This is a genomic window from Clostridiales bacterium FE2011, assembly GCA_017569305.1.
GTDB lineage: Bacteria > Bacillota > Clostridia > Christensenellales > Aristaeellaceae > Aristaeella.
In genome coordinates this window covers 2,060,166-2,085,455 of sequence record CP069418.1, presented here as the reverse complement: position 1 = coordinate 2,085,455, position 25,290 = coordinate 2,060,166, and the positions used below count along the sequence as shown (strand labels likewise).

Below are 25,290 nucleotides of genomic sequence, written 5' to 3'. Positions count from 1 at the left end.
CTGTTCAGCATCACAGACCATACCATCTCCGGGGCATAAGGAGAGAAAAGGGGTCTTCATATGAAAAAACTGCCAGCATTTATGCTGATTCTCCTGCTGCTTGCCTTCGCCGGGGCATCCCTTGCCGTGGGTACGGAAATCCTGCGGAGCGGCGATTTTCAGTATATCCTGTTGGAAGATGGTTCCGCAGCCATTCTTACCGCAGAAGCAGACGGAAACCTGGTTATCCCTGCCAAGCTGGACGGACATACTGTGACAGCCATCGGCCTGGACGGACATCCCGATACCTATCTGCTGTACAAATCCGCCGGCCTGATTGAAAACTCCGGAACCGTCATCCGCGGTGTTATCAGCGGGAACTGCACGGGCGTCACCCTGCCGGACACCGTAACGTCCGTCGGTTCCTGTGCCTTTACGGACTGTGACAGGCTGACAGCCTTTTCCCTGCCGGAAAGCGTGGTTTCCATCGGAAAATCCGCTTTTTACCGGTGTACCGGCCTGGAATCCATCGTACTTCCCGAAAGCATCACCACCATAAAGGACTCTGCCTTTCAGCTTTGCAGTCATCTGACAGATATAACGATCCCGGATAACGTGGAAACCATCGGCAAAAAAGCTTTCGCCGGATGTACCAGTCTGCAGAATGCCAATCTGCCGTACAGCCTGACAAACATTGCTAAAGATGCTTTTGAAGGCTGTGGCAAACTGCCCCGTACTATTGCAGTATCCCCTTCTGACAAGTCCGGTATCAGGAATCTTCTCTTCGATCTGTACTATGGAGAAACGGTTGCCGATACAACCCTCCGGAAGAGCGGCATCTTCCAATACGTCCTGCTGCAGGATGATTCCGCGGCAATTATCCGGGCTGACGCGAACGGTGAACTGGTAATTCCGTCCGAACTGGACGGGCATCCCGTAACTGCCATCGGTCTTGAGAACAGAACCGTGCTGGAGGAAGTATATTCCAAGGCGGGTTTGTGGACCGATTCCGGGGATCTGGACTACAACAGCATCGCCGGAAAAAACTGCACCAGCATCATCGTCCCCGAAGGCGTCACACTGATCGGTATGAATGCCTTTACAGCCTGTGAACTTACTTCCGTCTCTCTTCCGGACAGTCTGACGGTCATCGGAACCAACGCCTTCCTGAGCTGTCTGGGGCTAACCTCCGTCACCATACCGGAACATGTGGTTATCATCGGAGACAGCGCTTTTGAAGAGTGCAATAACCTTACTACAGTCACCGTCCCCGACAGCCTGATGCAAATCGGATCAAGCGCTTTTGCCGAAACAAGCCTGACAGGATTTACTATCCCAGGCCGTGTGGTAAGAATTGAGGATTACGCTTTCTATAATACAGATCTGACTTCCGTCAGAATTCCGGATAGAGTCACGGTCCTTGAAAAGGGAGTGTTCCATAACTGCGATAACCTTGAGGAAGTCATTCTTCCGGAAGGTTTGACGGAAATCGGAGAAGATGCATTTGGCTTCTGCTCAAATCTTACCTCCATCACCCTCCCGGACAGCTTGACAGTCATTCAGGAGGAAGCGTTCGAGTATTGCTCTTCCCTTCAGGATATCAAGCTTCCGGACAATCTCACAACCATTGAGGCGCGTGCGTTTGACGACTGCCTACAGCTGACCAGTCTTGTGATCCCGGCAAGTGTTTCATTCATCGGTGAAAAGGCCTTCTACGGCTGTAACAAGCTTATTTGCAGGGTGCCGGAAGATTCCCGAGCCCTGCACTACTGCCAGGTACATGGATATAAATACATCATTGACAATCCGACGCCGGAGTCCGAATAATCTGGCCGTTATTTCCATAAACCCCTGAAAAACATGGAGGGATAAACATGAAAAAAGCTTTCCGCCTGATGCTTCTGCTGCTGATCATCTTCAGCCTGATTCTCCCGACCTGCGCCGTAATGGAAGAAGATGACCGGGCTGAAAGCGACTGGGAAACAGAATACGACGAAGCTCGTAATACATACTGTCGTCTGGATGGCGATACAATGACCCTGATGGAAGGCGTTGTAACCCTTGGCAATTATTATGGTGAAAAAAACGAATACGGATCCATTGAAAACGATCCGGAAATCGAAGCTTTGTTCAATAATAACCCGGGACAGTATTTATTCTTTTCAGGAGAGTGGATAGTTGAAGACCGCGATGATTTCCACAATATTATATGGCCGTCTTCTATCCGGATGATCGGAGAGAATTCCTTCGTGCATCTTAACTTTAATACACTGACTCTTCCGGCATCCCTGGAGCATATCTACGATGGAGCCTTTGTCTTTTGCAGCTTTAAAACCTTCAGGATCGAATGCGCCGTGCCTGTCGAGCAAATCTATTATTCCATGTACGACAGCTACGTCGACGCCTATGAGGTTCCGGAGGATCATCCACTGTATAAAACAATTGATGGAGTTCTCTACTCCAAAGACGGAAAAAGCCTCCTCCTGTATCCGGAGAGCAAGGAAGATGAACACTTCGACGTTCCTGCCGGTGTGGAGTGCATCGCTAAGCATGCTTTCTGCGGCAACGATTACCTGAAAACCGTTTCCCTGCCCATCGGCCTGAAAACATTGGAAGATTACGCCTTTTCCGGCTGCACCAGTCTGCAGTCCATTGCGTTACCCCTGACTGTAACCCATATCGGCGTAGATGCGTTTTATTGCTGTTTAGCATTGGAAAGGGTTTCCCTGCCGGCCGGCTTGGAAGCGGATAAGGATGACAGCTGGTGCGTCTATTATCCGGATGACAGCCTGTTCCGCGGAGATAACTGGGATACGTCCTCAAAAGCACCCTCCAGAGAATCATCCGAGAGCTGGATGTGGGCTGATGTGGATTTGGCCTGGCTGAAGGATGTGGATAAAATCCCGGTTTATGAAACAGAAAGCAGCGTGATCCCCATATCCGCCATACCCGGCGGCATACCGGTTCATATAGAGCAGGAAGCCTCATTCATGGCCAAGATCGCACGTCCTGTAACAAATGCGGAAATCGGCTGGGTGGATATCAAACTGCTGGATTACTGTGTCACCAACACCCTGTTTACAATGGAAATCAAGCCGACCAAAGAACTGATCGCTACATACAATATTGAACCGGATGATCCATACTGGGATTGGTACCAGGTGGAAGTGGAAGGTCCCTGGGCCCATTTCTCTTTCCCGGATCTGTACGTCCCGCTGTCAGCAGTGGAGCTGTATCGCGATCCCCTGCCGGGATCAGGCAGTGATGCACTTGGGATCATCTGGGACAATAACTACCTGAAAAAGCTGCCGCTGCTGGATGCTCCGGATGGAGAAAAGATTACGGATCTGCATATGGGCACTCAGGTGCGGATTCTGGAGGAACAGAAAACCTGGGCCTGCGTTACCACCGGATATGACACAGGCTGGATTAAAAAAGAATCTGTCAGGATCGTTCCCGTGACGCCTGGCACAGAGGAGGAATGAACCCCATGAAAAGACTGATCTGTATGTTGCTTGCGCTGACGCTGCTTCCCCTTTTCGCCCTGGCAGAGGGATCCACCGGTTCATGGAGCCAGATTAACCAGGCCATCAGCAGGAGTGATTCCTGGATGCATTTCGCGGAAGGCGATGCTTTCCACCTGGGCGAAACCACGCCGCTGGAAGGCAGCGACTCCCTGTATATCGGTTCCTGGGGAACCTATCCCAGCATAGACGGCAGCACGGTGTGCGTACCTATGGCCATGGAGCTGGCCCGGCAGTGGCTGAACCTGCCGGAAGAAGATATGAACGGCTTTGTCAACTTCTCCACCACTCCCTATGCCTATGACCGGCTCACCAAAGGAAGCGCCAATCCACTGGTAACGATCAAAAGCCGGGGCGTCATGATGGACGACACCCATCCGATTGACTTGGTGCTGGCCACCTATCCCAACGCGGATGAACGGAAGGCAGCGGAGGATGCCGGAGTAGATCTGGTCTACGTTCCTTTCTGTTGTGATGCCTTCGTCTTCATGGTAAATGAAAACAATATAGTGGAATCCCTGACCACCCGGCAGATCCAGCAGATCTACACCGGGGAAATCCTTTCCTGGTCACAGATCAGCGATAAAGAAGGCCCGGTCCTCGCCTATCAGCGTCCCCACGGCAGCGGCAGCCAGACCGCCATGGAAGAAATGGTGATGAAGGGACTGATTATCCAGAACGCAGAATCTATTTATGTTTCAAGCGGTATGTCGGAAGCTGTCGCCCAAATCGGCAACTATGAAAACAGCATTAATGCCATTGGCTACAGCTACCTCTATTATGTGAACACCCTGGTAGAAAATTCCGGCATCAAGGTGCTTGCGGTAGACGGCATTGAACCCACGCCGGCAAACCTGCAGAGCGGCGCTTACCCGTACAGCGTGAATTACTACGCCGTATACCGCAAGGGCGATACCCAGACCGAAGCCTTTGTCAACTGGCTTGTCAGCGATGAGGGTCAGATGGCTGTCGCCCAGGCAGGATATGTACCGCTGAGACCAACGGAACTCCCATTTATATAAATAGCAAAGGCGCTGTCCTTACGGACAGCGCCTTTGTTTTTAATGAATACTTAAAACTTAAAACTTAACAATATTATGGTTTCTGACCAGTTATTCAGTCTTCGCCCCGTCCACTGATTTTTACAGGTCTCCAGAATAATATATCAATGGAGTCTTATTTTCTGTACTCGTTCTCCTCGAACAGCGGAAGGCGGATTCCCTTGTAGTAGGCTTCCAGCCCGGCAATATGATCCTCCGCGAACAGGGGCGGCACCTCGTCCTTTCCGAAGAAACGAAGCTCAAAGGATTCCTCGTCAATCCTGGGTTCACCGCTGACCACTTCCGCGGTATACATGGCGGAAATCACATGCGCCGCGTCCCCGTTGGCCCAGACCATATCATGGTTGTGGAAGATGCCCAGGAAACCGGTCAGCTTCACTTCCAGTCCGGTTTCCTCCCGGGCTTCCCGCACAGCAGCCTGCGCGTAGGTCTCGTTCATTTCCACCAGTCCGCCGATCAGGCCCCATTTTCCGTTATCCGAACGGCGCTGGAAGAGGACTTTGCCGTCCTTTTCAATCACCACGCCTGCGCAGTTCAGGATCAGTTTCCGGGGACCGGTCAGTTTCCGAAGTTCGTGAATGTAATCCATAGGGCGCTCCTTTTAGTCGCTTCTCAATTCAGAATTAAGAATTCAGAATTCAGAATTATTTGTCAACATTCTACGGAATGAATATATCCAGGCATCAGATTCTGCCCTTTGATATGATTCGCAGTAAATATAATTATGAATTGTGAATTATGAATTATGAATTCGCTAAATCTACTTTACAGAAAGCGCACGGTACTCTCCCGGCGCCATGCCCTTTTCCGCCCGGAAGACCCGGTTGAAGCTGGAGATGCTCTGGAAGCCGGAGCGCATAGCCACCTCGGTCAGGGTCATTTCCTCATCCGCCAGGAGCTCCGTTGCCTTTTCCATGCGGATCATATTCAGCCACCGGCTGTAATTGGTACCGGTCACGCTGCGGAAGATCCGGGAGAAATAGTCCTTGCTGATACCTGCCATCTCCGCCATCGCGGCCTGGGACAGGTCATCCGCCGTCAGGTTGTTCTTGATATAATCCGTGACCGTCATCATCCGGCGCATCACTGTATCGGTATAGCTGTAGGTATCCCCGCCGCGGAGCTCGGGCGCGAACTCATCCCGGTAACGGTCCAGGGTCAGCATAAACTCCATCAGCAGCATGCAGCAGCGGAGCTCCCGGTCCGGGCTCGCCTCAAACCAGATCTCCTTCATTTTGTCCGCGATCACCCGCAGCTTGCCCACCAGTTCCGGATGGGCATTGATGCACAGCACGTGCAGATTCCGGTAGAAATGCATGATCCGCTGCAGGTCAAACAGGGAATTCATGAAGTTATTGCTGAACTGGATCACCAGCGATTCCTTCCGGTCCGCGTCGATGATCTCATGCACCTCCATGGGCCACATGAGCAGGAAATCGCCTTCCACCAGTTCATAGGTGCTCTGGTTCACCCGGAAGACGTTCGTCTTCCCGGGACCCACCAGCAGGATTTCGCCATAGGAATGCCAGTGCGCCTGGTAGCTCCGCTTTTCATAACCCGTGGAGAGGTTAAAGGCGCTCACCCGGTCAAACCCGTAGTTTTCATATTGGCTGTAATCCATAGCGTTATCCTCCGTTCCCCTCCATTAAACCGCCGGACAAGCCGGAAGTCAAGGCGGAAGGCTGTACAAAAAGTAAGAAGCCGCAGGTCAAAAAATGGGCAGTTTTTTCCCGGACCCCGGCTTTACAATACAATCGAAATTAGGGAGACCCTGATTAATTCCCCCGCCCATTTGCCAGCGCCTTTTTTGCCGTTATCTGCGCACAGCTTTCTCGATTTAGCGCCACTAAACCTTCGAAATCTGCGCTGGATCCCGACAAAAAATCCATCTGGCATCTGACGGACTCATTTAATCAGTCTTCCCTTAAAACCGGAGGGATCGCCATGAATCAGAATCAGTTTGCCCACCGCCGTGCGGCCGCCCGTATCCAGCTTCTCAACCCGGACGGAACCCCCGCGGCCCGTCAGCAGGTCCGTGCTGATCAGGTATCCCACCAGTTTCTGTTCGGCTGCGGCGCCTTTGACGCCGTTGCCCTGATGAAATCCCAGGATGAAAAGCAGCAGGCTTTCCTGAGCCAGCGAATGGACAAGTGGCTGAAGCTTTTCAACTACGGCACCCTGCCTTTCTACTGGGGACGGTACGAGCCGGAAGAAGGCAAGACCGCCTATCCGGAAACCATTGCCGCCGCCAGGTGGCTGCGGGACAACAGCGTCCAGGTCAAGGGACATCCCCTGTGCTGGCACACCGCCTGCGCACCCTGGCTCCTGAAATACTCCAATGAAGAAATCCTCCGCCGCCAGCTGGAGCGCATCCGCCGGGACGTGAGCGCCTACAAGGGCGTCATCAACCTCTGGGATGTGATCAACGAAGTGGTGATCATGCCCGTGTTTGACCGGTATGACAACGCCATCACCCGCATCTGCGCTGAAAAGGGCCGGGTCGGCCTGGTGAGGGAGGTTTTCACCGCCGCCAAGGAAACCGATCCGGACGCGGTGCTGCTGATCAACGACTTCAACACCAGCGAAGCCTATGCCCAGCTGATTGAAGACCTGCTGGAAGCGGATGTGCCGATCAGCGCCATCGGTATCCAGAGCCACCAGCACCAGGGCTACTGGGGGTTGGAAAAGCTGAACACCGTGCTGGAGCGGTTCTCCCGCTTCGGTCTCCCGATCCACTTTACGGAAAACACCCTGATCTCCGGCGAAATCATGCCTGCCCACATCGTGGACCTGAACGACTGGCAGGTGGACGAGTGGCCCAGCACGCCCGCCGGCGAAGAGCGCCAGGCCCGTGAGATCAGCGAAATGTATCCCGTCCTCTTCTCCCATCCGCTGGTGGAAGCCATCACCACCTGGGACTTCAACGACGGCTGCTGGCTGAAAGCACCCTCCGGCTTTGTGCATGAGGACAATACCGAAAAGCCCTCCTATCATGCCCTGATGGGTCTCATCCACGGTGACTGGGAAACCCACGAAAACCTGGTGACAGACGAAAACGGCTTCGTGACCCTCACAGGGTTTAAAGGCGACTACGAGCTGAAGACTGACAAGGGCAGCGCAAAGCTCACGCTGGACGGGAAAAACACCAATTCACAATTCATAATTCATAATTCATAATTATGATTTGTTGATTTACCAAGGTTTAACTTTCAAAGGAACACGGATGTATTCGTCACACTATATCATTTTTCAGTTTTAAGTTTTAAGTTTTCAATATTCATTAAAAACTCCAAAGGAGTTTTCCTATGTTCCACATCACTGGCCGTGGAAGGCGGCAAATGACCATGAATATGACAGAAGGCAAGCCCCTGGCGCTGCTTTCTGTTTTTGCGCTGCCGCTGCTCATCGGCAACCTGTTCCAGCAGGCCTATAACCTGGCGGACTCCATGATCGTGGGCCAGCTGCTGGGTGCGGACGCCCTGGCGGCTGTCGGAGCCACCGGTTCCATCTCCTTCCTGTTTTTCTCCATCTTCAACGGCATCAGCGGCGGCTGCGGTATCGTCACGGCCAAGTTCTTCGGTGCCCGGGAAGACAAGATGGTCTGCAAGGCCATCGCCAACTCGGCCTACATCACCCTGCTGACTTCCCTGCTCACCGGTACGCTGGCCTTCATCATGGTCCCCACCGTGCTGACCTGGATGGGCACCCCCGCGGAAATCCTGCCGGACGCCATCACCTACATGCGGATGACCTCCGCTTCCGTGCCGCTCATTGCCATCTACAACTACGCATCCTCTATGCAGCGGGCCCTGGGAGATTCCCGTACCCCCCTGTATTTCCTGGTCTTCTCCTGCCTGCTCAACGTCGGCCTGGACCTGCTTTTCGTGGGTGCCTTCGGCATGGGCGTATTCGGCGCCGCGTTTGCCACCATGCTGTCCCAGCTGCTGGCCGGTTCCGGATCCCTGCTCTACGCCTTCCGCAGAAACCCCTACTTCCGCATGAACAAGTCTTCCCTGGCCTTTGACAAGGCCATCTCGAAGCAGGCAATCCACCTCGGCCTGCCCCTGGCGCTGCAGTGGAGCCTCATCGCCATCTCCACCACGGCGCTGCAATCCGTAGTCAACACCTTCGGCCCCACCGCCATGGCCGCCTATACCGCCACCAACCGCCTGGAGCAGCTGGTGCAGCAGCCCTTCGGCTCCATGAGCATGGCGCTGTCCACCTATACCAGCCAGAACATGGGCGCCGGCAAGAACAAACGGATCCGTGAAGGCTTCCGGGACAGCCTGCTGGCCATGCTCGCCGTGGCAGGCCTCATGCTGGTGGTTATGCAATTGTGGGGCGGCTCCCTGGTCGGCATGTTCGTCAAGGAAACGGACGTGATTGCCCTGGGGCAGAAAGCCCTGCGGATTACCAGCTGCTTCTACGCCTTCCTGGGCATCATCTACGTCGCCCGGGGCGTGCTGAACGGCGTGGGCGACGCCATCTTCTCCTTCATCAACGGCATCGTGGAAATCGCGGGCCGCGTCGGCCTGCCCCTGCTGCTCCTCCACCTGACCACCGCCGGCGTCTGGTCCATCTGGATCACCGCGGGCGTGACCTGGATGCTGGCGGGCATCTCCTGTATAATGCGGTACGTAGCCTGGAGAAAAAAGCTGGAGAAGAAGGACACAACAATTCAGAATTAAGAATTAAGAATTCAGAATTCAGAATTATTGGATGACAGCCCTTGTATGGATTTATTCATGGCATATGGGAATTATTTAATTATGAATTATGAATTATGAATTGATTTTACCGGAGGTAAAAGATGATCAAGACCTTGTGGCGGCTCAGTCGTGAAGCCATCCGATACAGGACGCTGTATATTGTCGCGATTCTGTCCACCCTGGCCCTGACGGCAGTCAACCTGACCGCGCCGAAGCTGCTTTCCGCCATGACAGGACTGGTGGAAAAAGGCCTGACAGAGGAAGGACTGCATACCATCGGCCTGATGACCGCGGCGCTGGTAGCCCTGTACCTGCTGCGGATCCTTTTCCGCTTCCTCAGCAACTACCTGGCCCATAAGGCCGCCTGGTACCTGGTGGGCGACCTGCGCACCCGGACCTATGACAAGCTGGAGCATATGCACCTGGGTTATTTCCATGACAAGCAGACCGGCGACCTGATGAGCCGGATCGTCAACGATACCCGGGACTTTGAGCTGCTCTACGCCCACATGATCCCGGAATCCATCACCAACCTGGTTACCTTCACCGGCGTGCTCATCGTGCTGCTGACCATCAACTGGAAACTGGCGCTGATCACCTGCGCGCCCATTCCCCTCATCTTCCTTTCCGGTATCATTTTCTCCAAAAAAGTCCGCCCCTTCTTCCGGATTTCCCAGAAGAAAATGGGCGAACTGAACGGCAAACTCCAGGACAACCTCTCCGGCATTCATGAGATCCAGTCCTTCGGCCGGGAAGAATATGAAACAGAACAGGTTAACGAGCATAACTTTGAACATATCCGGGCGATGCTGCAGGCGCTGAAGCTCAGCGGCATCTTCCATCCCTCCGTGGAGTTCCTTTCCTCCATCGGCACCATCCTGGTGGTGGGCTTCGGCGGCTACCTGGCTTATAAGGAAGGCCTGAGCGTGGCGGACATCGTGGCCTTCCTGCTGTACCTGGGCCTGTTCTACGGGCCGGTCACCGGCCTGGCCAACCTGCTGGAGAACATGCAGCAGTCCATGGCCGGAGCGGAGCGCGTGCTGGCCGTGCTGGACGCGCCCACGGAGATCCAGGACCTGCCGGACGCCGGCACCCTGAAGGACGTGAAGGGCGAAATCACCTTCGACCACGTCAGCTTCTCCTACGGGGAAAGCATTCCCGTGCTGAAGGACGTTTCCTTTGTCTGCAAACCGGGCCAGATGCTGGCGCTGGTGGGCCCCACGGGCGTGGGCAAAACCACCCTCACCCAGCTGATTTCCCGCTTCTACGAGCCCACGGCCGGCCGGATCCTGCTGGACGGGCAGGACATCCGGCACGTGACCCTGGACAGCCTCCGGCAGAATATCTCCCCGGTGCTCCAGGATACCTTCCTCTTCAACGGCACCATCGCGGAGAACATCGGCTACGCTGTGCCGGACGCCTCCATGGAGGAGATTGAGGACGCGGCAAAAGCCGCAAAGATCCATGACGATATCATGGCCATGCCGGACGGATACAAGACCCTTGTGGGTGAGCGGGGCCTGCGCCTCTCCGGCGGCCAGAAGCAGCGGGTCGCCATTGCCCGGGCTATCCTGCGGAAGTCCCCGGTAATCATCCTGGATGAAGCCACCGCCTCCGTGGACGTGGAGACGGAGCAGCAGATCCAGCAGGCCATCGCCGGCGTCGCCGGAACCCGGACCATCATCGCCATCGCCCACCGCCTGTCCACCATCCGCAACGCCGACCAGATCCTCGTGATTGAGGAAGGACGGATTACGGAACGCGGCACACACGACGAGCTGGTGAAGCTGGGCGGAAGCTACAGCCGGATGAATAACATTCAGGCAAACTGAATGTTATTCACGCGGCAATATTGCGATCGCCGTTAACAAAGCCGCTTCGCGCCTTTGACGGCTGTAGCATGGGAGGCATTCGCCGTGCTGAAGCACGGATGCCTCCTCAACAATTAACAATGCAGAATGATATAAACTTCAACCTATGCAGCATGTTGGACAATCAACATGCTGTTTTTTGATGCTGCATCAAGTGGCCACCGCCGCTAGGCGGAACGTGACAGTTGGTCTGTCCCTGCTGTCACGTTCCGTTTCTGCGCTCCGCGGTCGAAATAATTCTGAATTTGTAAAAACTCCCTTTGGGACTTTTTACACTATTTCCCAGAACATGGTCGCGATTTCGAACTCCAGGTCCGCCTTGGCGCAGGCCATGATGGCCTCCTCGCTGGGGCCGGCAGTCTCCTTGCCGCAGTAGCTCCCGCCGTAGGGATTCCACAGATCCTGCTCCTGCTTCCACTCCTTCCGGAAGTCACTGATCTTCTCCCGGACGTTCGCGATCTTCCGCTCCGCCATATTCAGCACGCTCCTCATATTTCCGGTTCTTCCTGTGATCCTGTATTCCATGACTGCCACCTGTCCTTTCTTTTTTTCTGTTTCCCTCGGTTCATGTACATCATAGCGTAATAAATGTTGCAATTTTGCCCCATTTTCTGAGTTTTTACATCTTTCTTAAAATTTTTGTAATTTTTTTGTTGGGAAAGCAGTAGGGTTACATGGCGTTCTGACTGTTTTTTGTATGTATCCAGTATACACGTAAAGAACCGTATTTGTATTGACATGTTTACATCCGGTGGCAATAATGGTAAACGGCAACGAAAATGTACAGACTAATGCGAAAAGGAGGACACAATCATGGAAAAGTATGAAACTCTTGAAATGGAAGTGGTCCGCTTTGAAGCGGAAGATGTCATTTGCGAAAGCTTTTGGGCAGCATAATGGCATTGCAGACTGCGCGACAAACGCCGCGCAGTCTTTCCCGAACAATCCCGGCATGTCTGCTGTTTACAATAAGATTCTTCCAATAGCGTATATTGGCAAAAAATATACAAACTAAAGCGGAAAGGAGGACACAATCATGGAAAAGTATGAAGCTCTGGAAATGGAAGTGATCCGCTTTGAAGCGGAAGATGTCATTTGCACAAGCAGCGGTCTCCCGCAGAAGTGACATCACAGACTGTACGACAAGTGCCGTACAATCTATCATGCAGAAAGGAGGACACAATCATGGAAAAGTATGAAGCTCTGGAAATGGAAGTGATCCGCTTTGAAGCGGAAGATGTTATTTGCGAGAGCCAGCAATGGCCCACTAAGTAAGTAGCATCCCCGGCTGCACGGTTTGCCCGTACAGCCTTTCTGACCCATCCCCGGCATGTCTGCTGTTTATAATAGAAAATCACCCTGTTCCGCGCGACCGTTAATGCGAAAGGAGCCCCTCCATCATGACAGGAACCTACCTGATCGGAGATCAGATGATCGGAATCAGTTCCCTGTATTCCGCTGTACATGATTACTGCCGGGATTACCGGGCAGTGGGAGCGCCCGTTTTTTATGTGGAAACAACTCCGGCAGACCTGGTTTTTGAGCGGGAACGCTCCGAACAGATCGGCGAGGTGATCCCAGTGCAGTCCGAAGAGATCCGGAATAAAGAGCTGGAACTGCTGGCGGTTTACCGGAGGATCGCGGAACAGATGCCCTTCCGGGATACATTCCTGTTTCACGGCTCCGCCGTTGCGGTGGACGGCGCCGCTTACCTGTTTACCGCCAGAAGCGGAACCGGCAAAAGCACCCACACCCGCCTGTGGCGGGAGATGCTGGGGGACCGCGCCGTGATGGTGAACGACGACAAGCCCCTGATCCGCCTTACCGAAGACGGCGCGGTTGTTTACGGCACGCCCTGGAACGGAAAGCACCGCCTGGGCACAAACATCTCGGTTCCGCTGAAGGCCGTCTGCATCCTCGAGCGCGCGAAGCAGAACACGATCCGCGCCATAACCCGCGAGGAAGCGTTCCCCATGCTGATTCAGCAAAGCTACCGTCCCCTGGATCCGGCAGCACTGGCAAAGACCCTGTCCCTGGTGGACCGGTTGAGCCGGACCGTTTCCCTGTACCGGCTGGGATGCAATATGGATCCGGAAGCGGCGGAACTGTCCTACAACATCATGAAGGAGGCCACCCGGCAATGAAACTGAAAAAAGAATTCCTGTGCCACACGACCGACCAGGAGGCCATGCTGGTCCCTACCGGACGGGCCGGGTTTGCCGGTCTGGTGAGGGGCAACAAGACCCTGGGCATCATCCTGAACCTGCTGGAAAAGGAAACCACAGAGGCGGAAATCATCGCCGCGATGAAGGCGCGATTTGATGTGCCGGAAGAAGTGCTGGCCCGGGACGTCCGGACCGCGCTGCAGAACCTGCGGGACGTCGGCGCGCTGGCTGAATAAGAAAATGGATTATGAATCATACCTGGCGGAGCACGACAGCCTGACCTACCGGATGACAGGCGTGAGCATGCTGCCGCTGCTGCGGGAAGGCCGGGATCTGTTTACCGTGCGCCGGAAAGAGCCCGGGGAGCGGTGCCGGCCCGGGGATGTGGTGCTGTACCGCAGACCTCCGAGCCACTATGTGCTGCACCGGGTCATGCAGGTCCGGAACGAGGATTACGTTATCCTGGGGGACAACTGCATCGCGCGGGAATACGGCATCCGGGACGAAGATATCCTCGGCGTGATGACGGGCTACGTGCGGAAAGGAAAAGCCCACAGCACGAAAGAACTTCCCTGCCGGTTGTATACCTTCCTGATGCTGCACGCAGGCAGCCTCCGGATCTTCATGAAACGCTGCGGGAGCAAAATCCGGAGGATCACCGGGAGGATCGTCCATGCATAATCATACCGTTGCCTGGCTCTGGCGGACGCCGGGGCGGAAAAAAGGATACGTCGCGGCGCTGACGGCGGTACAGGTTCTGACCGGATTCCTCAACGTCGGTTTCGCGCTGCTGTTGCGGAATGTGATCAACAGCGCCGTCAGCCGGGACCAGGAGTCGTTCCGGTATTACGCGCTGCTTCTCTTGATCCTGACGGCGGGCTCCCTCCTGCTGCACATGGTCAACCGGTGGCTGACAGAGCTTTCCAAAGCGCAGCTTGAAAACCTGTTCAAGCAGCGGCTGACCGCGGCCATCCTGCGGAAAGAGTACGCGGCCGTAAGCGCCGTTCACTCCGGGGAATGGATGAACCGGCTGACAAACGATACGCGCATTGTTGCGGAAAACTATACAGAACTGATTCCGGGCCTCTCCGGCATGGGGGTCCGGCTTGTTGCTGCCGTCACGATGCTGATTGTGCTGGACCGCCATTTTGCCGCGATCCTGCTGCCCGGCGGCGCGGGGATGATCGCACTGTCCGTTTTGCTGCGGGGAGTGCTCAAACGCCTGCACACGCGGATGCAGGAATCGGACGGGAAACTGCGGATTTTCCTGCAGGAATGCATCGGAAACCTGATGATCGTCAAATCCTACGCGGCGGAAGAACACGCGGAACAGGAAGCCGCAAACCGGATGCACACCCACCTGCGGGACCGGATGCGGAAAAACAACCTGGCTAACCTGGGCACCTCCGGCGTGGCCGTGGCGATCAATGCGATGTACGTTTACGGCATCATCTACTGCGCCCGGGGCATAATGTCCGGCTCCATTTCCTACGGCACGCTGACCGCCGTGATGCAGCTGATCGCCCAGATCCAGGGCCCCATTACCAGCATCAGCGGATACCTGCCGCGTTGGTTTGCCATGCTGGCCAGCGCCGAACGCCTGATGGAGGCGGAGCAACTGGAAGATGAACAGACGGAAGAGAGAATGACGCCCGCACAGATCCGGGACTTTTATGACAGCCGTTTCCAGGCCCTCCGCCTCCGGGACGTCTGTTTCACCTATGCCGGAGAAGACCGGCAGGAGATCCTGAAGGACCTCAGCCTGGAAATCCGGAAGGGCGAAACTGTCGCCTTCTGCGGGCACAGCGGCTGCGGGAAATCCACCGTGCTGAAGCTGCTGCTGGGTATGTACCCGCCGGACAGCGGGGAAATCACCGTGGACGGACAGCCGCTGACCGCAGCCTGGCGCGGGCTATTTGCCTATGTGCCCCAGGGAAACGCCCTGCTGCACGGAACCATCCGGGACATTGTCTCCTTCGCGGATCCGGCGCATGCCGGGGATGAAGAACGCCTGGGGCGGGCGCTGCAAACCGCCTGCGCAGAGGAATTCGTTTCCGGGCTGGAGCAGGGCGCGGATACGGAGCTGGGCGAACGCGGCGCAGGCCTGTCCGAAGGCCAGACGCAGCGGCTGGCCATTGCGAGGGCCATCTTCTCCGAGCGGCCGGTGCTGCTGCTGGATGAATCCACCAGCGCCCTGGACGCAGAAACGGAAGAACAGCTGCTGAAGAACCTGCGCGGCCTGACAGACAGGACCGTAATCATCGTGACGCACCGGCCGGCGGCGCTGGCCATCTGCGACCGGGTGCTGCGGTTTACCGAAGAAGGAGGATGCGAAGCATGACGCCGGAGGAAAAGAAAATGGTGGCTGACGACCTGGTTTACCTTGCCGCCTGCGCGGTGAACGGGCAGATCCCGGAAAAAAGCCGGACAGACGGAATGGATCTATCCCTCGTATATGAAGCCGCGCAGAATCATAAGCTGGCGGCGGCCGCCGGCATGGCGCTGGAATCCGCCGGCATCCGGAACGGGGCTTTTGTGCAGGCCGTTGCCAAGGCCATGCGGAAAAACGCCCTGCTGGACGCGGACCGGGCGGAGCTGACCCGGAAGCTGGAGGAAGCAGGCATCTGGTATATGCCGCTGAAGGGCGCCATCCTCAAGGATCTGTATCCCCGCTATGGCATGCGCGAAATGGCGGACAACGATATCCTGGTGGACGCCACCCGGGCGCAGGACGTCGGCCGGATTATGCAGGAACTGGGGTTTGAAGTGAAAGAGGCCGGAAAAGGCCACCATGACGAGTATACAAAACCGCCTGTCAGCAATTTTGAAATCCACCGGATGCTGTTCAGCGGCCTGGACAGCGAACCCTGCCACCTGTATTACAGGGAAATGGATAAGCGCCTGATCCCGGACGAAGATGGTTCTTTCGGACGGCACTTCTCAACAGACGACCTTTACCTGTACCTGACCGCCCATGAATACAAGCACTATCAACACGGCGGCACCGGAATCCGTTCCCTGCTGGACACATACGTGTTCCTGAAGCATTACGGGGACAAACTGGATATGGACTATGTGGCGGCGGAAGCGGAAAAAATGGGAACCGCTGAATATGAAAAGAAGAGCCGGGAGCTGGCTCTCCGGCTGTTCAGCGGAGAGGCGCTGACAGAGGCGGAACAGGAGATGCTTGCCTATTATGCCTCCTGCGGCACCTACGGTTCATATGAACAGAAGATCGTGAACGAAGTCCATTCCTTCGGCGGCGGACTCAGTGGAAAGCTCCGCTTCTTCCTCTCCCGCCTGTTTATGCCCATGGATAAAATCAAATATGCCTATCCGTTAGTCTACCGGCATAAAATCCTGCTGCCTTTCCTGTATGTTTACCGGATCATCAAGGGACTGACAACCCGCAGGGGCGTTACCATGGCTGACCTGAAGGCGCTGAAAAAAACGATGTGAGGGAAAAAACGATGATTATCAGGGAAATCAATCCGGGAGACCGGAAACTGATCGGGGAAATGGCACGGCTGCACCGGGACTCCTTTCCGGATTACTTTCTTTCCATGCTGGGGCTGCCTTTCATGAAGGCCATTTACCGGGAATACCTGGAAAACCCAAGTGCCGGTATCGTCATCGCCGAGGAGAATGGCAAGCTTGTCGGGCTGCTGTCCTATATGGACAGCACCTCGCAGGTGCCGGTCAACGTCATCAACAACAGGCCTTTCCTGTTCCTGTGCAGCGCGTTTTCCCTGCTCCTGCGCAAGCCTTCCCTGTATCAAAATGTAAAGCGATTGCATGAATCCTGCCGAAAGGAAAAGACAAGGGTCCGTACACGTAAATATATCGAGCTGGGTTCCTTCTGCCTGTATCCGGACATGCGGGGAAACGGCACCGGAACGGAAATGCTGGAACGCGTCAAGGCCATGCCGGACTACAACACCTACGACTGCGTCAGTTTAACCACCGCCTCCGATGATAACGACCGGGTCAATCTCTTTTATATGAGGCGCGGCTTTGTGCCCACCGGAATGGTCACCATGCCCGAAGGAAAGTGCATGACCATCTACGAGTACAGTCCGCATCCGACAAGGCACCGGTCTGACGGCGTTGTCGCGCAATAATGTTGTAATTTTGCCCCATTCTTGTTAAAATCCAGAAAAGTCTATCCGTGATACGGTGTTTTCGTTATGGAATAAGAGAGGTTAAAGGGGCATGAACAACCAGAAAAAGTACCTCCACTTTCAGCTGCTTCAGATCCTGAAGGAGGAAACGGACAGCGAGCATCCCATGCGCCAGAAGGACCTGGTGCAGCGCCTGGGCGTGGACCGGGGCACGGTCAGCCGCGCCCTGGGGGACCTGCTGGACGATCCGCTGAACAGCCGGGTCCGCTCCGTCAACCTGGAGAAAGAGCCGGAGGACGGAGATGAGGACAAGCGCTCCTATCACTCCAACGTCTACTATGACCATGAGTTCTCCACCGCGGAGCTGCGCTGGCTGATTGACGGAATCCTCTTCAGCCGCAATGTGCCCCACACCCAGCGGGATGAGCTGATCGGCAAGCTGGTCACCCTCGGCGGAAAGCAACTGCGCCGGACCGGCTCCCTGGCCAAGGTGCGCCGCCTTTCCGGGAACGAGCCCGGGAACCCGGAGCTGTTCAGCAACATTGAACTGATCAACAAAGCCATTGAAGAGCAAAAGAAAATATCCACCGTTTACTGCTACCTGGGGCCGGACTTCACCCTGGAGCCCTCCGCCGCTTCCTCCGCCGGTCCCCAGATCCTGAACCCCTACGCCATGGTGGTGCGCAACGGATTTTATTTCCTGATCTGCAGCAACAACAAATACAACAGCCTGACCAACTACCGCATTGACCGGATGACGGAAGTGAAGATCCGGAAGGAAGCGGTGAAGCCCGTCCGGGAGCTGGAAGGCTTCCGGGCCGGCTTTGATATCCAGGAATACATGAGCCACAACATCAACATGGCCTTCGGCACGCCGGAGCGGATCACCTTTATCGCCAAGCCCCGGGCAGTGCGGGAAATCATCGACGCCTTCGGCCGGGGCGTAACCTTTACCCGCCGGAAGGACGGGGACCTGGACTGCGTGGTGTATGTGCCGGAATATGATATGGAGCGCTGGGTGCTCCAGTTCGGCGATATTGTAACGGTTACCGGGCCGGAAACGCTTTTAGACAAACTTAGGAAGTACTCTATGATTCTCGCAGAAAAGTATGCAAAAGAGGCTCCTGCGGAGCCCCAATGAATAAGAGTGTCATTCCGACCGGAGGCGTGGCCGTAGTGGAGGAATCCCTTACTATATTTCTATTAAGGGATATCCGCAACCTCAAAGGTCGCGACTCTCCACTAGAGAGCTCACTCCCTTTCGGTTGACCTCTCGGGGCTGCCGCCCGTTTTCCGCTGAGAAAGAGCCACTGGCTCTTTCTCCAGGCGCTACAAACCCTCTTACGAATTTCAGCCACTGGCTGCCCTCAGAGGTTCGCCCTCTCTTCACTTCGTTCCGCTCGGAATGACACTTTTTTGCTTCATACTGCATTTAGGATAAGTATTACTATCAGGCTTATTCCACGTTACTCATGATTTTCTTATGAATGATTACTTTTTCTTATAGTTCTTTGAATAAGTGTATACCATCACGATAAGGCTGAGGGTGAGGATTGCCAGGACGAAGGAGAGCATGGCCGTTGTGTTCAGGCTGCTGCCGAACATATCCGCCTTGAAGGTGAAGACGTCCTTCAGGACCTGAACGAACCTGCCCTGGTCCAGGCCGCCGATACCGTCGTCAATGTGGCCCAGCACGCCGCCCAGCAGCACATTCCGAAGCAGGATGGTGATGTGGCTGGCCGGGAACAGGTTGCACACTGTCCTGACGCCGCCGGAGAACTGGGAAACCGGAATATAGGCGCCGATCACAAAACCGGACACAGCGGACAGGATACCGAAGAAGGCGGAAGACGCGGAGCCGGAGCGGAAGAACAGCACAATGTTCATGAACAGGGCGGTGGAGGAAACGCATCCCAGGGCAGTCACGCCGTAGGCGCCGAGGATGCCCCTCAGGCCCAGGTACAGGTTCCCCCGCAGCTGCAGGATCACCAGGCCCGCGGTGAGGATCACAGAGGTCATCACGATGGCGGACAGGGCGGAAGCGGTGAAGTAAGCCAGCACGATCTGTCCCCGGCTCACCGGCGTAGCCAGGATATCCTGATCCACCCGGGTTTCTCGGTCGCTGGTCACGGTGCGCAGGCAGCTGAAGGGCACGGTGATTGCCGCGGATCCGAGGATGCCCACCAGGAGCTTGATGTCCGTGAACATATTCAGGTCATCGTCCATCACCAGTTCCCGGACCATCGGCATTTCCGCCAGAGCCTGGTTGATTGCATCCACAAAGGTATTCCGGAGGAACAGCAGGTACAGAACAAACACGATAACGGAAGTCAGCAGCGAGAAAAGGATCGCCTGCCTGTCCTTGAAATAAACCAGCATGTTGCGCTTTGTCAGTCCCAGATACATCTTCATACTGCCATCTCCCTTCCGGTCAGGTTAAGGAATACGTCGTCCATGGTGCCCTTGAGCACTTCATAATCCGTGATCTGCTCCCGGTTCCTGTAGAGGAAGTCCGTCACGGAATCCGCGTAGTAAACGTTGTAGTGGTCCGCCTCGTAGGTCCAGACGCAGCCGTCCAGCAGGCTGCTGCGGGCTTCATTCTGTTCCGCGTACCATACCAGCTTCGGGGAGGTATGGCGGCTCTTCAGCTCCGAGGGAGAGCCGGAGGCAATCACATGCCCCTTGTCCAGGATGACCACCCGGTCCGCTTCCGCGGTTTCCTCCATGTAGTGGGTGGTGAGGAAGATGGTCATGTTCTGCTCTTCCCGCAGCTTCCGGATGTGATTCCAGATCATCCGGCGGGACTTGGGATCCAGGCCGGTGGTGGGCTCATCCAGGAAGAGGATCTTCGGCTGGTTGATCAGGGCCCGGACGATGTCCACCCGGCGGCGCTGTCCGCCGGAGAGCCGGTCGTACTTCCGGTTCCAGATCTCATTCAGCTCAAAGCCTTCCATGAAAGGCTCGATGCGCTGCAGGACCTGCTTTTTGTTCAGGCCGTAGTAACTGCCCCGGGTGAAGAGGTTTTCCTTCACGGTCAGCTCCCGGTCCAGCACGGAATTCTGGAACACGATGCCGATCAGGTTCCGGATCGCGTCATCCTCCCTGCCCAGCTCGTGATCATAAACTTTCACGCTGCCGGCGGTTTTATCCAGGATCGTGCAGAGGATGTTGATCGTTGTCGTCTTCCCCGCGCCGTTTTCCCCCAGCAGGGAGAAGAACTCTCCGCTGCCGACTTCAAAGGAGATCCCGTCCACCGCGGTATGCTCCTTATACTTTTTCATCAGGTGATCCACCGTAATTGCCTTGTCCATCTTCAGGCCTCCTTCTGCTTGGTACGGATGTACCCTAACAGAAAAAAAGGCAGAAAAAAAGAGCAGATCGACCAACATGCATTTTCATGCGACCAACCTGCAGATTTAATTCATAATTCACAATTCATAATTCATAATTGGTGATATGCAAACACATGGGATTACCCAAAGCGTGCAGGTATCGTTCCTGTACGCAGCCGGAACTTGATAGGGGCTCCGTAAAACCACACTGTCATTCTGAATAAGGGCACTTGTGCCCGCGTTGAAGAATCTCCTCCGGAGATGTAAATCTTCCATTCACAGGAACACCTCTTGTCCAGAGATGCCTCAAATTCTGAATTCTTAATTCTGAATTCTGAATTGAGTTTATTCCTCGTCCCGGATCTCGTTGATCGCTTCGTTGATTTTCTTTTCATCCGCCTTGTTCATCCACAGGGAACCGAGCCAGACGAAACCGTAAATCAGCACATACATGCCGCCGATCACGGCCAGTTCCCCGGCGGTTTCATACCAGCCGAAGAGATAACCGCAGCCGGCCACCACCAGGAACAGGAAAAGGAAATGGAGCACAATCCGGAGCCTGGACCGGGAGACGCTTTTTCCCTCGTCCTCCAGAAGAAACAACGTCGCCAGGGAACACAGGAAGCCGGTCAGGATAATGGACAGGGGAATATACCACTGCCACCGGAGCATTTCAGCGCCGGTATTCAGATGGTTAATCAGGCCCTGTACGCCCACGCCGAACAGGATGCCGGTGGAGATCATCAGCGTCTGGCTGAAAATAATTTTCCACTTCTTCATGCTTACACCCCCAGTTTCTCCTTCAGTTCCTTCACGTAGCCCCGGGAAATAATGATCTGTTCCCCGTTCAGCAGTTCCGCCCTCATCCGGCCGTTCAGCTCGCTTTTGACGGAGCGGATCTTCCGGATATTGACGATCATCGCCTTGGCACTGCGGAGAAAGCGGCTGTCCAGCAATTCTTCCAGCTCATACAGCCGGTACTTCGTCTCATAGCAGCCGCCCTTGGTATACACAAAGGAGCGCTTGTCCACAGACTCAATATAGTAGATCTGGTCCGTGCGGCACATCATGGTTTTGCCTTCCGCCTGAACCGGCACCGTCCGGCACTGGTTCTCCAGCAGGTCCACCGCGCTCCGGATACTGTCCGTAAGCTCTGCCACCCGGATGATGGCGTTTTCCTCCTCATCCGGGCGAATACGCTTTACCTCAACCTTCATTGTGCTTTTCTCCGATGCTTATTGCTGCGGCAGTTCTTCATAGAATTTCACGGCGGCGCTGATTTCCTCCGCGGTGGGATGATCCTTGGCGATACCGCCCACCAGCTTGAAGGGGCCGAAGGTGTCAAAGCCCTGGCACCAATAGGAGCCGATCAGCGTGCACTTTTTCGCCTCCACCACCTGGCGGATCGTCTTCAGGAAATCACCCTTCTTGGCGCCCTGGGTATAGATGAGGAAGACGTTTTTCCCCTCCGGCAGGCACTCCTGGGCAAAAGCCAGCACCTGTTTCGCGTAGCCGCCGTAATAGATGCCGGAGGCCAGGCCGATCCGGTCATAACCGGACAGATCTGCCTTCTGCACTTTGGTCACGTCAATCAGGGTAACGTCGTTCTTTTCCGCGATGGCGTCCAGCAGTTTCCGGGTATTTCCATGATGCTCGGAATAAAACACGATTGCAGTTTTCATAGTTTTTTCCTCCCTGCTCAACAAGACAAGGGGACGGTTCTTTTGTCTTGTTGCATTTCATTCATTCTTTGATTGAGCAAGACAAAAGAACCGTCCCCTTGTCTTGTTCCCTGGAATTCATCCACGCCTGACCCATTCAATAACAGCCTTGCTGATCCCAGTCAACCGAGAAATCTGACGGATAGACAAACCAGCCTTCAACGCTTTTTTTATTGCTTCATCACGTCTCTGTTTCGGCCAGCCTTCAATTTCCTGTACATGCTCACATTCACAGACTTTGCACAATTTACTGATCGCATCCCGATCCGTCATTCTTCTTCTGTACGATTCTTCCAGATGATCCTCTTCACAATTTCCGTTTACAAATGTAAGAAGTTCATTACCACTCAGATCAGTATAATAGCTTATATCATCCGTCAGAGCAAACTCATCTTTTACTCCTGCACATCCAAGCCAGCGGTATTCCATCGGATTGCGGCTCAGCCCCGCCTTCACAGGGTTCTGGCAGATATATCGCAGCACATCCAGAAAATATGCTGTCGTTTCTACCGGTTCACTCCTGTACCGATCCTGAAACAGATGTCCCAGTAAATCATATTTTTCATTATAGTGATATACATAAGACACTCCAAGGCGCTTAATTACAATCTCAAGTGGCTCTTCTTCCTCTTTCATCAACAAATGAACATGGTTTCCCATCAGGCAATAGGCATATAATTTGAAACCGCTTGCTTTCTTGGCGCGTTTCAGACTCAGCAAAAAGCCAAGATTGTCCTGGTCGTCAGCAAACAGGATGCGTCTGTCAGCACCCCGCATCATCACATGATACAGGCCGGTCGATGATTTTCTTCTCGCTTGTCTGGCCATAGCGGTATTCTCCTTTCACACAGTCAAAAAAATGATATGAAACCCCTATTGCTTTGTCAAGGCGAACAAAATAAAAAAAGCAAGACAAGGGGACGGTTCTTTCGTCTTGCTCTTCAGAATACGCCATGAAAAACATTGAAAAACTAAAAAAGCAACAAGACAAAAGAACCGTCCCCTTGTCTTGTTGCTTAGTTTGTTCAGAACACATGATCCCCGGCGAAGACCAGGGAACCGCTGCTTTTCACGCCGACACAGTAGTCCCGGCCGGTGCCGAGATCCATGATATCCGACCAGCCGGAAACGTCCGGCGGGTTTGCCCCGGCCAGCCCGGCGGAAAGCACTGTGCCATCCCGTTTCAGGCCCAGCACCCAGTTTTCCCCGATGACAATTTTCGCCATATCCGTCCAGGAACCAATCAGGTCAGACAGTTCCACGGGAGCTGCCAGTACGGTGCCGTCCTTCCGGACCGCCGCGCAGGCGGAGCGGATTTTTCCGTCCTCCGTGAAGCGGCAGGAGGCCGCCTCCAGGCTGACCACATCCGTCCATTTCTCCCAGTCCGGTTCCGGTTCTTCTTCCCCGTCCTGCTGCCAGCCCGCCGCAAAGACCCTTCCGTCGTCCGTAAGCAGCAGGAGCCTGCTGGCATTGTCCGCCACAGCCGTCACATGGGACAGCTGTTCCGGACCGAGATTCTCCGGGTAAATCCAGTTCAGGGTACTGTCACCGGTTTTCAGCTGGTAATCCGTGGTGATCTCCCAGACCCGCTGTTTTCCGCCGGCGGTATAGATCCTTTCCGTATGGTTTTCCCCGTCATCCGCGGAATGGTAGCAGGTGCCGTCCCGGCCCACAGCGTAGCAGGCCTGTCCGTTCGCGCAGACACCCACCTGCTGGATATCGCTGAGGACCTTTGCCCATCCGCGCAGATCCTGCCCGGCATTTTCCCCGGACTGACCGGCCTGTTCCACAGTGCCGTCCGTCCGCAGGGCGAGCATGCCCGCATCCGAGGCAGCCACGGACTCCACTTCACGCCAGAGGGAGTCTCCGGCGTCAATGAACTCCGCCCGCATCCAGCCTGTATGCTCTTTTTCCGTTCCGTCCTCATTCACGCCCGCTTTGGCGTTGATCTCATACCACTTTTTCCCTGCCCGGTCCATCCGTACGTCACGGATCCATACGCAGGTACCCTTCGGCAGGCGGTCCATAATGGTGCCGCCCATGACCCCTCTCAGCGCCACATCCCGGGCATTTACAAAGCCGAAACCCAGCGGTTCCGCCAGGGAAGAAGAAGCAATCGCCAGGATGAAAACCAGGAATATCAATAAAACTTTCACAGTTCGTCTCACAGTCATGTCCTCCGTCACGCTCCTTTACAGGAGCGTTCCTGCTATCCAACGAATCCGGATCCGGTTTTCTTCCGGAAACTTTTCAGGCTTGCGAACAAAGGGTTCGGGACATATAATGTTACAACGCACTTTGCAGCGGCAAAGTGTATTATCGAAAGAGAGAAACACCCTATGCAATACAAGTACGCCACAGCCGACGATATGGAACTGCTGATCCGGAGCCGGGAGGAAACCCTCCGGGCCGTCAACCGCCTCCCGGAGGATTATGCCTTCAGCGAGGAGTTCCTGGAAGCCAGCAGGGAATACTTCCGGGAGGGGGACCAGACCACTGTCCTGGCCCTGGAGGAAGGCCGTATCGCGGGCTGCGCCACGATGTGCTATATCGATATGATGCCGACGTTCTCCCATCCCTCCGGCCGGAGGGCCCACCTGATGAACGTCTATACCCATCCGGATTTCCGCCGGCAGGGCGTCGGCCGCACCATGGTTTCCATGCTGATTGACGAATCCCGGGACAGGGGTATTACGGAGATCAGCCTGGACGCTACGGAAGCCGGACGGCCGCTGTACCGCGCCCTTGGATTCAGGGACTCCAACGAGTGTATGGTACTGGAACTGAATCAGGAGTAAAATAGAGGA

General features: G+C 55.0%; 24 protein-coding genes. 14 read left to right on the top strand and 10 right to left on the bottom strand.

What is annotated here, in order from left to right; genetic code table 11:
• Positions 1-60 precede the first annotated feature (60 nt).
• Genes JRC49_09405 through JRC49_09395 form a run of 3 tightly spaced genes read left to right on the top strand, consistent with a single transcriptional unit; the run spans position 61 to position 4,525 of the window.
• Positions 61-1,806, top strand: a complete 1,746-nt coding sequence (locus JRC49_09405; protein ID QTE70023.1) for a leucine-rich repeat domain-containing protein — start codon at positions 61-63, stop codon at positions 1,804-1,806.
• A gap of 47 nt (positions 1,807-1,853) precedes the next feature.
• A complete protein-coding gene (locus tag JRC49_09400; GenBank protein QTE70022.1) occupies positions 1,854-3,464 on the top strand; it encodes a leucine-rich repeat domain-containing protein in 1,611 nt (536 codons plus the stop codon).
• Between the two features lie 5 nt (positions 3,465-3,469).
• Entirely contained in the window at positions 3,470-4,525 is a 1,056-nt protein-coding gene (locus tag JRC49_09395) for a substrate-binding domain-containing protein (GenBank protein QTE70021.1), read from the top strand.
• Positions 4,526-4,679: 154 nt separating this feature from the next.
• Here the strand turns inward: JRC49_09395 and JRC49_09390 are convergent, their stop codons facing one another.
• Complete coding sequence (locus tag JRC49_09390) at positions 4,680-5,153, bottom strand: NUDIX domain-containing protein (protein QTE70020.1); 474 nt, start codon at positions 5,151-5,153, stop codon at positions 4,680-4,682.
• A 171-nt stretch (positions 5,154-5,324) separates the two neighbouring features.
• A complete protein-coding gene (locus tag JRC49_09385; protein QTE70019.1) occupies positions 5,325-6,185 on the bottom strand; it encodes a helix-turn-helix transcriptional regulator in 861 nt (286 codons plus the stop codon).
• Positions 6,186-6,508: 323 nt separating this feature from the next.
• Here JRC49_09385 and JRC49_09380 point away from each other — a divergent pair, with 323 nt between their 5' ends.
• From JRC49_09380 to JRC49_09370, 3 genes are all read left to right on the top strand, one after another.
• Positions 6,509-7,741, top strand: coding sequence for an endo-1,4-beta-xylanase (locus JRC49_09380; protein QTE70018.1), 1,233 nt, complete (start codon positions 6,509-6,511; stop codon positions 7,739-7,741).
• Between the two features lie 161 nt (positions 7,742-7,902).
• Positions 7,903-9,252 (top strand): MATE family efflux transporter, encoded by a 1,350-nt coding sequence (locus JRC49_09375; GenBank protein QTE70017.1) that lies wholly within the window; start codon positions 7,903-7,905, stop codon positions 9,250-9,252.
• Positions 9,253-9,374: 122 nt separating this feature from the next.
• Positions 9,375-11,105 carry an ABC transporter ATP-binding protein gene (locus JRC49_09370; protein QTE70016.1) on the top strand — a complete coding sequence of 577 codons (1,731 nt, stop codon included), beginning with the start codon at positions 9,375-9,377 and terminating at the stop codon, positions 11,103-11,105.
• Between the two features lie 309 nt (positions 11,106-11,414).
• Here JRC49_09370 and JRC49_09365 read toward each other — a convergent pair whose 3' ends face one another.
• Positions 11,415-11,636, bottom strand: coding sequence for a hypothetical protein (locus JRC49_09365; GenBank protein ID QTE70015.1), 222 nt, complete (start codon positions 11,634-11,636; stop codon positions 11,415-11,417).
• A 905-nt stretch (positions 11,637-12,541) separates the two neighbouring features.
• Between JRC49_09365 and JRC49_09360 the strand changes: the two genes are divergently transcribed.
• The 7 genes from JRC49_09360 (at position 12,542) to JRC49_09330 (ending at position 18,571) form a co-directional block, all read left to right on the top strand.
• Complete coding sequence (locus JRC49_09360) at positions 12,542-13,288, top strand: hypothetical protein (protein QTE72856.1); 747 nt, start codon at positions 12,542-12,544, stop codon at positions 13,286-13,288.
• Positions 13,285-13,545: a PqqD family protein gene (locus tag JRC49_09355; GenBank protein QTE70014.1), complete on the top strand. Its 261-nt coding sequence runs from the start codon at positions 13,285-13,287 to the stop codon at positions 13,543-13,545. Before JRC49_09360 ends, JRC49_09355 begins: the two co-directional genes overlap by 4 nt.
• Before the next feature lie 4 nt (positions 13,546-13,549).
• Positions 13,550-13,990 carry a S24/S26 family peptidase gene (locus tag JRC49_09350; protein ID QTE70013.1) on the top strand — a complete coding sequence of 147 codons (441 nt, stop codon included), beginning with the start codon at positions 13,550-13,552 and terminating at the stop codon, positions 13,988-13,990.
• Positions 13,983-15,650 carry an ABC transporter ATP-binding protein gene (locus JRC49_09345; GenBank protein QTE70012.1) on the top strand — a complete coding sequence of 556 codons (1,668 nt, stop codon included), beginning with the start codon at positions 13,983-13,985 and terminating at the stop codon, positions 15,648-15,650. Before JRC49_09350 ends, JRC49_09345 begins: the two co-directional genes overlap by 8 nt.
• Complete coding sequence (locus JRC49_09340; GenBank protein ID QTE70011.1) at positions 15,647-16,768, top strand: nucleotidyltransferase family protein; 1,122 nt, start codon at positions 15,647-15,649, stop codon at positions 16,766-16,768. The genes JRC49_09345 and JRC49_09340 overlap by 4 nt, the downstream gene beginning before the upstream one ends.
• A gap of 11 nt (positions 16,769-16,779) precedes the next feature.
• A complete protein-coding gene (locus JRC49_09335) occupies positions 16,780-17,430 on the top strand; it encodes a GNAT family N-acetyltransferase (GenBank protein QTE70010.1) in 651 nt (216 codons plus the stop codon).
• Positions 17,431-17,521: 91 nt separating this feature from the next.
• On the top strand, positions 17,522-18,571 hold the full coding sequence (locus tag JRC49_09330; GenBank protein ID QTE70009.1) for a WYL domain-containing transcriptional regulator: 1,050 nt from the start codon (positions 17,522-17,524) through the stop codon (positions 18,569-18,571).
• A gap of 350 nt (positions 18,572-18,921) precedes the next feature.
• On the opposite strand, the gene JRC49_09325 is transcribed toward JRC49_09330, so the two are convergent.
• From JRC49_09325 to JRC49_09295, 7 genes are all read right to left on the bottom strand, one after another.
• Positions 18,922-19,842 (bottom strand): ABC transporter permease, encoded by a 921-nt coding sequence (locus JRC49_09325; GenBank protein QTE70008.1) that lies wholly within the window; start codon positions 19,840-19,842, stop codon positions 18,922-18,924.
• On the bottom strand, positions 19,839-20,741 hold the full coding sequence (locus JRC49_09320; protein ID QTE70007.1) for an ABC transporter ATP-binding protein: 903 nt from the start codon (positions 20,739-20,741) through the stop codon (positions 19,839-19,841). Before JRC49_09320 ends, JRC49_09325 begins: the two co-directional genes overlap by 4 nt.
• Positions 20,742-21,107: 366 nt before the next feature.
• Positions 21,108-21,542 carry a DUF3021 domain-containing protein gene (locus JRC49_09315; GenBank protein QTE70006.1) on the bottom strand — a complete coding sequence of 145 codons (435 nt, stop codon included), beginning with the start codon at positions 21,540-21,542 and terminating at the stop codon, positions 21,108-21,110.
• Between the two features lie 2 nt (positions 21,543-21,544).
• On the bottom strand, positions 21,545-21,979 hold the full coding sequence (locus JRC49_09310) for a LytTR family transcriptional regulator DNA-binding domain-containing protein (GenBank protein QTE70005.1): 435 nt from the start codon (positions 21,977-21,979) through the stop codon (positions 21,545-21,547).
• Between the two features lie 18 nt (positions 21,980-21,997).
• Positions 21,998-22,444, bottom strand: a complete 447-nt coding sequence (locus tag JRC49_09305; protein QTE70004.1) for a flavodoxin family protein — start codon at positions 22,442-22,444, stop codon at positions 21,998-22,000.
• A 117-nt stretch (positions 22,445-22,561) separates the two neighbouring features.
• Positions 22,562-23,311, bottom strand: coding sequence for a transposase (locus JRC49_09300; GenBank protein ID QTE70003.1), 750 nt, complete (start codon positions 23,309-23,311; stop codon positions 22,562-22,564).
• 197 nt (positions 23,312-23,508) lie between these two features.
• Positions 23,509-24,651: a hypothetical protein gene (locus JRC49_09295; protein ID QTE70002.1), complete on the bottom strand. Its 1,143-nt coding sequence runs from the start codon at positions 24,649-24,651 to the stop codon at positions 23,509-23,511.
• 171 nt (positions 24,652-24,822) lie between these two features.
• Between JRC49_09295 and JRC49_09290 the strand changes: the two genes are divergently transcribed.
• Complete coding sequence (locus JRC49_09290) at positions 24,823-25,281, top strand: GNAT family N-acetyltransferase (protein ID QTE70001.1); 459 nt, start codon at positions 24,823-24,825, stop codon at positions 25,279-25,281.
• Positions 25,282-25,290 lie beyond the last annotated feature (9 nt).